Annotated in this window: 11 protein-coding genes, 1 tRNA gene and 2 pseudogenes; 6 read left to right on the forward strand and 8 right to left on the reverse strand. The window is 45.4% G+C overall.

The genetic code is table 11. The annotated features are described in order from the left end of the window. Window positions 1–6: 6 nt before the first annotated feature. Window positions 7–468 (reverse strand): DUF411 domain-containing protein, encoded by a 462-nt coding sequence (locus SU60_RS14710; protein ID WP_041156177.1) that lies wholly within the window; start codon window positions 466–468, stop codon window positions 7–9. 21 nt (window positions 469–489) lie between these two features. Further along, window positions 490–3206 (reverse strand): annotated as a pseudogene (locus SU60_RS14715) (copper-translocating P-type ATPase). Between the two features lie 200 nt (window positions 3207–3406). On the opposite strand from SU60_RS14715, the gene gltX reads away from it, so the two are divergent. Further along, entirely contained in the window at window positions 3407–4834 is a 1428-nt protein-coding gene (gene gltX / locus SU60_RS14720; RefSeq protein ID WP_041156178.1) for a glutamate--tRNA ligase, read from the forward strand. 145 nt (window positions 4835–4979) lie between these two features. On the opposite strand, the gene SU60_RS14725 is transcribed toward gltX, so the two are convergent. From SU60_RS14725 to SU60_RS14735, 3 genes and pseudogenes are all read right to left on the reverse strand, one after another. Next, entirely contained in the window at window positions 4980–5486 is a 507-nt protein-coding gene (locus SU60_RS14725; protein WP_041156187.1) for a hypothetical protein, read from the reverse strand. Between the two features lie 219 nt (window positions 5487–5705). Further along, window positions 5706–5782: transfer RNA gene (locus SU60_RS14730), tRNA-Arg, on the reverse strand. A 120-nt stretch (window positions 5783–5902) separates the two neighbouring features. Then, window positions 5903–7032: pseudogene (locus SU60_RS14735) on the reverse strand (flagellar assembly protein FlgT). Between SU60_RS14735 and SU60_RS22005 the strand changes: the two are divergent. The 3 genes from SU60_RS22005 to flgP are packed head-to-tail and all read left to right on the forward strand — an operon-like array spanning window position 6935 to window position 8298. Continuing rightward, on the forward strand, window positions 6935–7180 hold the full coding sequence (locus tag SU60_RS22005; RefSeq protein ID WP_164833048.1) for a hypothetical protein: 246 nt from the start codon (window positions 6935–6937) through the stop codon (window positions 7178–7180). The pseudogene SU60_RS14735 and the gene SU60_RS22005 overlap by 98 nt on opposite strands. Window positions 7181–7218: 38 nt before the next feature. Further along, window positions 7219–7857, forward strand: a complete 639-nt coding sequence (locus SU60_RS14740; protein WP_041156179.1) for a FlgO family outer membrane protein — start codon at window positions 7219–7221, stop codon at window positions 7855–7857. 9 nt (window positions 7858–7866) lie between these two features. Further along, the gene (flgP, locus tag SU60_RS14745; protein WP_041156180.1) at window positions 7867–8298 is read left to right on the forward strand and encodes a flagellar assembly lipoprotein FlgP; all 432 of its coding nucleotides are present in this window, start codon (window positions 7867–7869) and stop codon (window positions 8296–8298) included. A 108-nt stretch (window positions 8299–8406) separates the two neighbouring features. Here flgP and SU60_RS14750 read toward each other — a convergent pair whose 3' ends face one another. The 3 genes from SU60_RS14750 to flgA form a co-directional block, all read right to left on the reverse strand. Then, window positions 8407–8832, reverse strand: a complete 426-nt coding sequence (locus SU60_RS14750) for a flagella synthesis protein FlgN (RefSeq protein WP_041156181.1) — start codon at window positions 8830–8832, stop codon at window positions 8407–8409. Between the two features lie 26 nt (window positions 8833–8858). Continuing rightward, window positions 8859–9176: a flagellar biosynthesis anti-sigma factor FlgM gene (flgM, locus tag SU60_RS14755; RefSeq protein ID WP_041156182.1), complete on the reverse strand. Its 318-nt coding sequence runs from the start codon at window positions 9174–9176 to the stop codon at window positions 8859–8861. 138 nt (window positions 9177–9314) lie between these two features. Then, the gene (gene flgA, locus SU60_RS14760) at window positions 9315–10061 is read right to left on the reverse strand and encodes a flagellar basal body P-ring formation chaperone FlgA (protein WP_041156183.1); all 747 of its coding nucleotides are present in this window, start codon (window positions 10059–10061) and stop codon (window positions 9315–9317) included. 76 nt (window positions 10062–10137) lie between these two features. Between flgA and SU60_RS14765 the strand changes: the two genes are divergently transcribed. Both SU60_RS14765 and SU60_RS14770 read left to right on the forward strand, forming a co-directional pair. After that, window positions 10138–11064 (forward strand): chemotaxis protein CheV, encoded by a 927-nt coding sequence (locus SU60_RS14765; protein WP_041156184.1) that lies wholly within the window; start codon window positions 10138–10140, stop codon window positions 11062–11064. A gap of 11 nt (window positions 11065–11075) precedes the next feature. Next, window positions 11076–11903 carry a CheR family methyltransferase gene (locus SU60_RS14770; protein WP_041156185.1) on the forward strand — a complete coding sequence of 276 codons (828 nt, stop codon included), beginning with the start codon at window positions 11076–11078 and terminating at the stop codon, window positions 11901–11903. The last annotated feature ends 208 nt before the right edge of the window (window positions 11904–12111 follow it).

Consider the following 12111-nt stretch of genomic DNA (forward strand, 5'->3'; position numbering starts at 1 on the left):
TGTCTATTACTTGTCGTTGCCTTTGTCGTTGCCTTTATAGTGGCGGTATTCATATACCTGTCCTTGTGCGTTGAAGGCATAAACAGTGTAGCTGTCTTTTTTATCTCCGTATTCCATCCCTGGTGAACCCATTGGCATACCGGGTACTGCAAGACCTTTGGCGTTCTTAGGCGGATTTGCTAAGAATGCTTTGATGTCTGCGGCAGGGACGTGCCCTTCGAAAAGATACCCATTAATTTCAGCGGTGTGGCATGAATACAATTTCTCATTGTTCATGCCTAATTCACGCTTAATGGCATTCATGTCTTGATGTTTTTTTTCTTCAACGGTAAAGCCATGCTCTTCCATGTGTTTTGTCCAATCACCACAACAACCACAGTAAGGCGACTTGTGGTTAATGACATCGGCGGCGAGTACGTTAGCGGATACTGTTGTCAGTATTGCGAAGGTTAAGAGTTTCAATTTCATAGTAGCCTCTTAAAGAACGGGTTATTTAACAGAAAACAGTCTTAATCGGTTAGCATTACTCACAACCGTAATTGACGATAGGGCCATTGCTGCTCCTGCTACAACGGGACTCAGCAAAAAACCAAATGCTGGATAAAGGACACCGGCAGCAATTGGAATACCTAGAGAGTTATAAACAAACGCTCCAAACAAATTTTGCTTCATGTTTTTAAGTGTCGCACGGGACAATTCGATGGCATGAACGACGGCCATGGGGGACGTGTTGAGAATCGTCATTTGTGCGCTTTCGATCGCGACATCGCTGCCACTGCCCATCGCAATGCCAAGGTCCGATAGGGCTAACGCTGGGGCGTCATTAATGCCATCGCCTATCATCGCAACCGTACGACCCTGATCCTGGAGTTTTTGTATTGCTTGTGCTTTCTCATCCGGCATGACTTGAGCGATCACTTCATCAATACCAAGCTCCTGACCAATGGCTTCTGCGACATGTTGGTTGTCACCCGTTAACATTACGGTTTTGATGCCTTGTGATTTTAATGCTGCAACGGCTTGTTTGGCGTCAGATTTAATTGGGTCGGCAATGGCAATCAGGCCAATAAGTTTTCCATCAAGTGCGACGGCAACTGGCGTCCAAGCATTCTGAGCACATTGTTCGATAGCATCTTGAAGTGCGTCTGTTTGTACGCGCTCTGCTTGCATAAATTGCAATGAACCAATTTGTAAGGATTGACCTTGGTAAGTCGCGACGATGCCTCGTCCTCGAATATTGTCAAAGGAATCCAACGTGACGGTCTTTGCATGGTGCTGTTTTGCAAAGTCACAGACTGCTTTTGCGAGAGGATGCTCGGATTGGCGCTCTGCGGCATAGGCCATGGCGAGCAGATCCTCTTCACTTGTCGCGTGCGTGAAGAGTTGCTGTACACTCGGCTTTCCTTGCGTCAATGTGCCAGTTTTATCAAAGACAACTGTATCAAGCCTACTGGCTAATTGCAGGGCATCGGCGTCTTTGATCAATATACCCAGCTCAGCGGCTTTACCCACCCCGACGGTGACAGAAAGCGGAGTCGCTAAACCTAGCGCGCAAGGACAAGCGATGATCAGAACGGTGGTGGCGACCACCAACATATAACTGGCCTGTGGTGCAGGTCCAACCGCCAACCAAACCAGAGCGGATAAAATCGCAATCGCAACCACGACAGGAACAAACACTGAAGATATTTGGTCGGCGAGTTTTGCGATGGCAGGTTTACTGCTTTGCGCGCTGCGAACCATACGGATGATTCGGGCTAGCATGGTATTACTGCCAATACCAGTTGCTTCAATAATAAGACTGCCGTCAGTGTTAAGGGTGCCAGCAGAAACTTGAGCGTCTTTTGTTTTGAGCACAGGAACTGGCTCACCCGTAAGCATCGATTCGTCGACATAAGACTCACCTTGCATCACTGAACCATCAACAGGGAGTTTCTCCCCAGGTCTAATTCGCAGTGTCATTCCTAAGGTGATTTGCTCAACTCTAATATCTTGATCGCCTTGCTCTGTGATCACGGTAGCGCGTTGAGGTTGCAGGTTCACGAGCGCTTGCAATGAGCGTGTTGTATTTGCTTTCGCTTTTGCCTCGATATAGTGACCCAATGAAATCAAGCCAATGATCATCGCACTGGCTTCAAAATAGACGTGGCGCGATGCAGAAGGGAACCAGTCTGGGAAAATTACGACCAGCATAGAGTAAGCCCAAGCCGCACCAGTGCCTAGAGCGACTAAGGTGTCCATGGTTGCGCGTTTGTGCGTAGCAGCCAACCAAGCATTACTGAAAAAGTGCTTACCTGCAGTGGATAACAGTATCAAGCAGAGCACACCAACTGCACCCCACGCAAGCTGATCGTTAGTGTTGTTCACCATCATGTTGCCGCCAGCTATGCCCCAAACCATTAAAGGTCCACCGACAACTAAACCAGCTATGGCATCCAGCTTGAAGCGTTTTTGTTGTCGACGTTGTTGCTCGGCTTGTTTCTCTTGCTGTGTCGCGGCATCTTGCAGAATTTCACCGTCGTACCCCGCTTGTTTTACGGATTCGACAATGGATTGGTGCAGTGCCTCAGAGTCTTTATCAATAAAGATTAAGGCGCTTTGTTCTGCCAGGTTCACTTGCGCTTTTTCGACACCAGCTACACTGGTCAGTGCTTTTTCAACGGAAGATACACAACTCGCACACGTCATGCCTTGAACGAGCATTTGAATTTGAGTTCCCGTCGCTGGTGGAATTTCTTCTACCTTGCTTCTTGGCTCAGTTGGTTGAGTATTCTGTTCATTTTTACTGGTCTCAGTCTGATCACTGATGGTTTCTTCTTCGTCAGACTCTACGCTGGCGTTGTAGCCAGAGTAGCAACCAGTTCGATGACTTGTGGTTCTGAAAGAATCGTTCGGATGCTTAAGTGTGTCTTAGAAGCTTCAAATGAAATCACATTCGAGTTTGACTCTAAAAGTGAAGAAAGCTTATTAACGCATCCTCCACAGCTCAAACCTGATAGGTGAAGCTCATACGTGTTGCCTGCTTTGTAACCTAAGGATTCAATAGAGTGAACGATATCTTCTAAAGAGTCTTCAGTATTGATTTCAACTGAGGTTGGAGACAAATTGCTGATTTCAACATGGTGATTGGCATGCAATGTTTTCTCCACTTTTCTCGCACAGCCCATGCAGTTGAGCCCTGACATTGGGACGACAAACTGATTCATAACTTGTCCTCATTATTAGCAATGTAATGAGCTTAAACCTTCCTGCAAGGGTAAGGTCAAGTTTTGTTGTCTCTCTCTATCTAGAGATATCAACACGGAATGATTGTAGAATTGACTTAGGGTGTTAAAATGTCGCCACTTTACATCCTTGACATTATGACGAGAGCCTTCTCGTTGCACATTATCCTTAAGGAACTCAAATGACGGTTAAAACTCGTTTTGCTCCTAGCCCAACTGGCTATCTACACGTTGGTGGTGCGCGCACTGCACTTTACTCTTGGCTTTACGCGAAAAACCAAGGCGGAGAATTCGTTCTTCGTATTGAAGACACAGACCTTGAACGTAATTCGCAAGAAGCGGTAGATGCAATCCTCGAAGGCATGGAATGGTTAGGTCTAAATTGGGATGAAGGTCCTTACTACCAGACTCAACGTTTTGATCGTTACAATGAAATGGTTGATAAGCTGCTCGAAGAAGATAAAGCGTATAAATGCTATGCGTCTAAAGAGCTGCTGGATGAAATTCGTGCTGAGCAAGAAGCCAACAAAGAAATGGCTCGTTACGATGCAAACCATCCAAAGATTAAAGCCGCGAATGAAGCTGCTAAAGATGGCGACCCGTGTGTCATTCGCTTCCGCAATCCAAAAGAGGGAAGTGTGGTATTCGAAGACCAAATCCGTGGTCGTATCGAAATCAGCAACACACAAATGGATGACCTTATCATCCGTCGTACCGATGGCTCACCGACGTACAACTTTTGTGTAGTGGTTGACGACTGGGATATGGGTATCACTCACGTCGTGCGCGGTGAAGACCACATCAACAACACGCCTCGTCAGATCAACATCTACGAAGCATTAGGTGCACCAGTACCAACATTCGCACACTGTGCCATGATTCTAGGTGATGACGGAGCGAAGCTGTCTAAACGCCACGGTGCGGTATCGGTAATGCAGTACCGCGATATGGGTTACTTACCAGCAGCACTAAATAATTACCTAGTGCGTCTGGGTTGGTCTCATGGCGACCAAGAGATCTTCACACAAGAAGAGATGATCAACCTATTCAGCCTAAACGCGGTATCAAAGTCAGCGTCTGCATTCAACACTGACAAGCTACAATGGTTGAACAACCACTACATCAAAACATCTGAACCAGCGTACGTTGCAGAGCACCTACAATGGCATCTTGATCAGCAAAAACTGGACGTCACAAATGGCCCTGCAATCACAGACGTGATCAAGTTGGTTGGTGAGCGTTGCAATACGCTAGTGGAGCTTGCTGAGCAAATCCGTTACTTCTACGAAGATTTCTCTGAGTTTGAAGCGGGAGCAGCGAAGAAACACCTGCGCGGTGTGGCGAAAGAGCCTTTGGAGCTTGCTCTAGCGAAAGCAGAAGCACTGACTGAGTGGACGACAGCGAACATCAAAGATGGCGTTATTGCAGCAGTATGTGAAGAGCTAGAAATTGGCATGGGCAAAATCGGTATGCCTTTACGTGTCGCGGTAACTGGCGGTGGTCAGTCTCCTTCCGTAGATGCAGTAATGGCGCTGATTGGCAAAGATCGTTGTGTTGCTCGCATCAAAATGGCACTGGCATTTATTGCTGAGCGTGAAGCCAACGCATAGTTCAAGGCTAAGGCTCTGCTAATCGGAAACCGCGGTATGTACACCGCGGTTTTTTTATTCCGGTAGAAAAGTCACTATCGAACTGCTGACTATCGAATTACTCACGCGACCCTTTTTCTAACTCGAAATGAAGGGAGTATCAGCTTTACTTAAGCCCAATGCTACTTAAACGTCCCATATAAACCAAAATCTCGAGATTGTCTTTGTGTGCTTCTAGCAAGGCCTTTTTGGTCTGCATGTAGGCGGCGAGCTTGCCATACTTACTAATTGAACGCACAACCGTCTTATACTTGTACTCTCCGTTGTCATCGAATTCGCGCCATTTAGCAATGTAACATGTGTCTCGGTTGTCGGGATTTTCAAGGGTAGGGTTTGGTTTGTGAACGATTTTTGGCTCAACGCTATGTGGTAGACGCGTCATCAAGTATGGATCTTTTAATAAACGGCGCCAAAATTTCCCCCACATTTGCCGCCCCAGTTCATTTCTCAATTTGATGGCTTTTTTTAGCCCTTTCTCTTCTCCAATCCGAACGAATCCGACAGAGCGGTGAAGTACCGTATCTTCTGGCGTATGTATATGGATCTTAAAAGCTGTCTTACCTTTCGAAATGAAGCGGTGTCCAGTATTTGTTATTAGATTACTTTTAGACATGATCTTAATAATATTTTTATTAATATCCGAAGAATAGGTAAAGTTCTCCATTAATTAAAGACATAAAATATAAAACTGTAAATAGTATTGGAAAATGACTTCAAGGTCATACTTGTGGTGTCGAAGGCTAAGTACGGTATTACGTGATCCGTAACGTGACCGTTTTCGTTGAGAAAAGAAAAGGCTAGTAGTGACTATCTCGCTAGCCTTTTTGAGAAATGGCGCCCCCAGTAGGATTCGAACCTACGACCTGTCCCTTAGGAGGGGACTGCGCTATCCAGCTGTGCCATGAGGGCGAAGAACCATTGACTTTCCATGATATTCAAAAGAAAGCATATCTCAAGGTTTTATGTCCGGTTGTGATCGGGAATGCTGTTTTTTTGAGCGAGAAGTGTTCGCCCAAGCTCAACGCCTCCCTAATACCTGCTCATCACGTCACCAATTTGGACACTAGATGCCAAATTAGGTTGATCAATGGTGAGCTCTGCTTCGTGTTCATAAATACGAGAGACTGTTAACGTAATCTCGCTTTGAGATACTTTATTGCGTGGTAAACCATGTTGGTCAATGAATGCTGCGGTATGCCAAAGTTGCAGAGTGTCACCCTCTTTCACGCCATGTATTCGACCAAGATCCATCGTCACTGTGTTGCCAAATACTGCGACAACTTCTGGCAATGTTATTTTGCAAGACAATTCTGCTTCCAGATCCAGCATTATATTGCGACTGACTCGTAGCAACATCTCACCATAAGTAGACGCCCAGAAGCGAGCACTTTTGGTGTCAACCTGGCTATCTTCGCAAACGGCCATTGCGCGACTTCCCGGTAGGTTTTATTGAAGACTTCGTGGCCAGTTTTGCCATCATAGACGTTCATCTCCAAGGCAAACTGGCGGTTGATAATGTCGTCTTGTAATGTTTGAGACTCAACCGTCGCGGTTAAGTCAGTGATTTCCCCACCTAAGATATATTGAGCACCATTATCTTGCGCAATCATTTGTGTGCGAGCTGGGGTATGACTGCTAATGAAGTAGTCGGTCGTACCAACAGAAACAAAGCTGCGTGAGGTTTGATCTAACTGACGATTCACGACTCGGCTAAAGTCGTCACCGACACGGTAGATTTGCCCCATGACGGCTTGTTGGGGTGAGGCAATGTCGATGTTTCCAACCAGAACCGTTTTTTTGTATTGGTTGGTGTGGCAACCCGTTGCCGATGGATAGATGTCGACTCGAATCTTAACTTTGACTTTTCCACTTTTTGTACGCTCAGAAACGACAAGAATGTAACGGACTTCATGGTTAGTGAACAGGTATTCGTTGCGATTCTCTTCCAATAACGGCATGAGATTACTAATACTGCCAATATCCGCACCCGAAAAATTGACGGCTTTGAAGAGGGCGTCTTCTAACGCATGGAGCCTTGCCGCTTCTTTAGAAGAAACGATTGTGGCAACTCCTGTCACTTCATACCATGCTGCCACTGCGCGAAAGGGCAGGAGCAATATTAAAGTGGTTGAAAATAAAGTAATTAATATTTTTTTCATTGGTTATGGCCGTTTAGGTATAAATATTGCTTTTATAAAATCAGCAAAGTTTGGTGGTCATTTTCTGAGTGAGACATACAAAGAAAAGCAAAGACTGTTCCAACATTCAGTATTCAGCAAGGAAATTGGGTTTCTTGCGAGAAAATGAAGAATAGTGCCACCTTATATAATCTGGAGAATCGAACCATGAAAAAGTGGCTTGTTGCCGCCTCGATGATGACGCTTTTGACATCGTGTGCGTACTCACCAATTTACAATGGTAAAGAGCCTTATTCAGGCAGCCAGTTCACGTTGATGGACAGCCCGCGCCATACGTTGGACTTTTTTATCGAAAGCATGACGGAAGATCTGATGGTATCTAACGTCGCTGTGTCATCGCGCACACCTATTGCTGTCACCTCGTTTGTGGACGTTCAGCACATGGATGCAACCAACTGGTTGGGAAACTCGGTATCGGAAGGGTTTATTTATCAGTTCCAGCGCCGTGGTTTTAAAGTGGTTGATTTCAAAGCCACTGGATCGATTCAAGTCACTCAGCAAGGTGATTTTGCATTGAGTCGTGACTGGCAAGACCTGGCTCAAGAACAGGAAGTTCAATATGTGCTAACAGGAACCATGTTGCGTCAAGAAGGTGGCGTTTTAGTGAATGCGCGAGTAGTCGGTATGCAGAGCCGTATTGTAGTGGCAACTGCACAGGGCTTTTTGCCTGCCGACCGCATCGGACGTGATTTGGATACACTCAATAGTATTCGTACTCAAGATGGTGTGTTAATTCGTTCCGACCCAACTATTCGTCAGCCATACACTGTGATTCTCCGCCCATAGGATGTGACCATGAAGAAATTAGTTTTTATTATCGCCACGTTAGTACTGATGGGGTGTCAGCCACTACAACAAATGCGTCAAGATGAAATTTTGGTGGCGGTTGGGTACGCGAGTGTGAGTGAGCAAACCGGCCGAAGTGTTGAAGAACAACGCGTTCGCGCAATGCGAGCGTCTAAAATTGATGCTTACCGTGAATTAGCGGAACAAGTGTATGGCATGCGCATCAGCGGGCGTGCAGAGTTACAAGACCAGCGATTGGGCGTGGAAAATACATCGGGTGCCGTTGATGGTGTTATTCGTGGCGCGGAGGTAGTACGCAGCTACTTAGTTGAAGACAGCTATGTAACCGAGTTGCGTTTGGATATCCGAAAAATGGATAAAATGCGTGGCTATGGTGAAGTTCAGCAAGTCCCAGAGAAACGTCAGCAAACCCTGTTTTAATTTAATCATTTGGGTATAGCGTCTTTTTCGCGGCTAATTGGCAACAATTAGTCGCTTTTTTTCTGCAGGATATTCTGAATATTGGCTGTGGAAGAAGAGAAGGTGCAATTAGGCTTTGATATTGGTGCCAAGCGTAGAAATGGTGTGGGTTTTACCGCCAGAGTTATAGGTCATGCCGACTTTTCCATGGCTGCGTTGAAGCATATTATTGAGCTTATTGAAGCTCATTTGCGCACGGTTAAGCGACTCCCCATTGACTTGGTTGACTTGCTGACAGTCCAGAACGATAGATTGGATTTGGTCAACAATCTGTCTTAGATTCTTATCTTCGGTAAGTAGATTGACATGCGGGTGAGAGGCGATGCGTTGATCAGTCGTACGAAGTTGATCAATCAATGTCATTTTCTTTTTGGCAATATTTTCGATCTCAGAAGAGACACGTGCGGTAATGGCATGCGTTTCCTGACTTAAAATTTCAGAAAGTGCTTTGGCATTTTCTAATTGGAAATGAACGAGATCGACTAATGCTGCCATGAATTCTTACCTTAAGCCTAAGCGAGTTAGCTGTTGCCCTGCAGTTCGTTTTCAAACTTTATCATATTATCAGCCAACTTTTCTGGATCAACTTTGTATGAACCGTTTGTGATAGCTTCCTTGATGGCAGCGACTTTCGCACTGTCATATGCCGGTGACGATGCCATATCTTTCTGTAGTTGGCTAACCGCTTTACTTTGTTGGCTAAGTGATACCGCGTCTTGCTGAGCGGGCGTTTTCTTAGCTTCTGTTGCACTGTTGGTGCTTGATTCACTACGTGCAGGAGCGCGACTGTTTGTCGTCATTATTTGCCCTGAGCGTATATTGTTATCTATACCTGCCATGTTGTATTTTGCCTTGTATCGTCATACTGGTATTCAGACTATCGACCAATGCGAAAATAACTTTAGTCATTTTTTGCGTTCTTATTGGGCGATTTTTACGGAGCTTACTCATCACTAAAATTCGTTGCGTCAATCAAGCTAAAAAGTGATGGTGATTTCCGCTATGTCAGTCACGATTCCTTCTATTATACGCTGAGAGTTGTCATTTTTCACTCTTACTTGGTCCCCGGTCGCGCCGTCCTGCAGAGCGGTACCTTGCGTGGTGATGGTCATGCCCTGTTTTACGGCTTTAATGGTCACTCTTTCATTGCGGCATACGACGCACACATCATTGCGTTCGACGACATCGCCCAGACGCACGCTGCGCTTTAATTTTGCTCCTACCACTTGTTCATAGCTGGAAAATCCATCTTTGCGAAAGCGTTGTAGCTCAACCATTGATATGGTCACATCGGATGCTCCCACGAGTTCTCCGCGTCCAAGTTGACGAGTTGCGACTACCATAGGGACTGATGAAGAGACTCTTACAGGCACGTAAACTTTCCAGTTGTCGGCCGGACATTCAACCAACACGTTAATGTTGCTGCGCGTATTGCTGGTGGTCGATGCTGAAGTATCCAGTGGTTCTGGGCAGTCAGTTGCTTTAATTCGGTTATCGATGTCCGCCGCATTCACACTGAGCTCACCGCCAGTAGGTTGCTCTACCGTGGCAAGAATGTGTTGTTCCGCTGCGGTTTTTATTTGCTCTAACTGATTTTCTGTTGCTGCATGTGCAAAAAAGCTAAACATACTGAGAAAAATGCCGATAGACTTAACGTACTTTGTAAATAACGCTCTACTTATTGTCATACTCAATGGTATCTGGGTGTTAGTGAGGTACGTCATACTGTTTCCCTGGGATAATGCTTACCAGTGATAGAGTAACATTTAAAAACCAAAAGTTTGAGATGGAGATGAGCATATGACGGGGATTCTTGACTCTGTAAACCAGCGTACACAACTCGTCGGTCAAAACCGATTAGAATTATTGACCTTTCGATTGATGGGACGTCAGCGCTATGGCATTAACGTCTTTAAAGTAAAAGAGGTGCTACAGTGTCCCAAGTTGACTGCCATGCCAAACCTTCACCCGTTGGTGAAAGGGGTTGCTCATATTCGTGGCCATACGGTATCTGTGATTGACCTAAGCCTTGCCATTGGCGGCAGACCAACTACTGACATTGATAAATGTTTTGTTGTGATCGCAGAGTTTAACCGTTCTATTCAAGCCTTCTTAGTTTCTTCTGTTGAGCGCATTATTAACATGCATTGGGAAGGAATCTTACCTCCGCCGGAAGGGGCTGGTAAGGCACATTATCTGACTGCGGTAACGAATATCGATAATGAATTGGTCGAAATTCTTGACGTGGAAAAGATTTTAGCTGAAATAGCTCCTATTGATGAAACGATGAATGCGACCATCGGAGAGGAGATAGCACAAGCTGAGCAATCCAAGCAGATTGTCCGCCGAATTTTAATTGCCGATGACTCGACGGTCGCTCGCAAGCAAGTCGAACGCGCCATTACTTCTATTGGCTTTGAAGTGATTTCAGTGAAAGACGGCAGAGAGGCTTATAATAAGCTCATAGAAATGGCGCAAGAAGGCAGTATTTACGATCAGATTTCTTTAGTGATTTCTGATATTGAGATGCCAGAAATGGACGGCTATACCTTAACCGCAGAGATTCGTAGACATGCTGAGTTGAAAGATCTTTATGTTATCCTTCACTCTTCACTAAGCGGTGTTTTCAACCAAGCGATGGTTGAGCGTGTTGGTGCCAACTCGTTCATCGCAAAATTCAACCCAGACGAACTGGGTAACGCGGTTAAAACTGCATTAACAGAATAAAAGAGACATTAATGACAGCTATTACAATCAGTGATCAAGAGTATCGTGACTTTAGCCGTTTTCTAGAATCGCAATGTGGCATTGTGCTTGGCGATAGTAAGCAGTACTTGGTGCGCAGCAGATTAAGCCCTTTGGTGACTAAATTTAAAATCGCTTCGTTATCTGATTTATTACGAGATGTTATTTCGGGTCGAAATCGTGAATTGCGCCTTGCTGCAGTCGATGCGATGACGACCAACGAGACGCTGTGGTTTCGAGATACTTATCCATTCACGGTTTTAGCTGACAAGCTGTTACCTGAAGTGGCGGCAAATAAACGGCCTATCAAGATTTGGTCTGCCGCCAGTTCGTCAGGTCAAGAACCGTACTCTATCGCGATGACTATACTGGAAACTCAGCAGCGTAAACCGGGTTTACTGCCAAATATTTCTGTTACTGGCACTGACATTTCAGCCAGTATGTTGGATATGTGCCGTGCGGGTGTGTATGACAATCTTGCGTTGGGACGTGGTCTTTCTCCGGAGCGCCGACGCACTTTCTTCGAAGATGCTGGCGATGGTCGAATGAAGGTCAAAGACAACGTTAAGCGCCTGGTAAGTTTTCGCCCTCAAAACCTGATGGAAAGTTATGCACTCATGGGGAAGTTCGACATTATCTTTTGTCGTAATGTTTTGATTTACTTTTCTCCAGAAATGAAGTCAAAAGTGCTGAACCAAATGGCAAATAGCTTAAACCCAGGTGGTTACCTGTTGTTGGGCGCATCCGAATCATTGACGGGTCTGACTGACCGATTTGAAATGGTGCGTTGTAATCCGGGTATCATTTATAAGTTGAAATAGTAGACAGGGTCCTAGATCCTAGATCCTAGGGGAGAACGCTGGTGAGTCTGTATTTATAAGGGCTTTTGAGTGTGTTATTTAGGAATACGGAGCGCTTCGCTAACAGAGTACAGAAGTGCTTGACATCCGATCTAGGTGGTTGAAAATAATCCGTAATCCGTAATCCGTAATCCGTAATCCGTAATCCGTAATCCGTAATCCGTAATCC

This window comes from Vibrio mytili, from assembly GCF_000830505.1.
Lineage (GTDB): Bacteria > Pseudomonadota > Gammaproteobacteria > Enterobacterales > Vibrionaceae > Vibrio > Vibrio mytili.

What these genes read in the sequence shown, in the direction of transcription:
- SU60_RS14710 (WP_041156177.1), bottom strand. Translation starts at nt 468, where the DNA reads ATGAAATTGAAACTCTTAACCTTCGCAATACTGACAACAGTATCCGCT.
- gltX (WP_041156178.1), top strand. Translation starts at nt 3,407, where the DNA reads ATGACGGTTAAAACTCGTTTTGCTCCTAGCCCAACTGGCTATCTACAC.
- SU60_RS14725 (WP_041156187.1), bottom strand. Translation starts at nt 5,486, where the DNA reads ATGTCTAAAAGTAATCTAATAACAAATACTGGACACCGCTTCATTTCG.
- SU60_RS14740 (WP_041156179.1), top strand. Translation starts at nt 7,219, where the DNA reads ATGAAAAAGTGGCTTGTTGCCGCCTCGATGATGACGCTTTTGACATCG.
- flgP (WP_041156180.1), top strand. Translation starts at nt 7,867, where the DNA reads ATGAAGAAATTAGTTTTTATTATCGCCACGTTAGTACTGATGGGGTGT.
- SU60_RS14750 (WP_041156181.1), bottom strand. Translation starts at nt 8,832, where the DNA reads ATGGCAGCATTAGTCGATCTCGTTCATTTCCAATTAGAAAATGCCAAA.
- flgM (WP_041156182.1), bottom strand. Translation starts at nt 9,176, where the DNA reads ATGGCAGGTATAGATAACAATATACGCTCAGGGCAAATAATGACGACA.
- flgA (WP_041156183.1), bottom strand. Translation starts at nt 10,061, where the DNA reads ATGACGTACCTCACTAACACCCAGATACCATTGAGTATGACAATAAGT.
- SU60_RS14765 (WP_041156184.1), top strand. Translation starts at nt 10,138, where the DNA reads ATGACGGGGATTCTTGACTCTGTAAACCAGCGTACACAACTCGTCGGT.
- SU60_RS14770 (WP_041156185.1), top strand. Translation starts at nt 11,076, where the DNA reads ATGACAGCTATTACAATCAGTGATCAAGAGTATCGTGACTTTAGCCGT.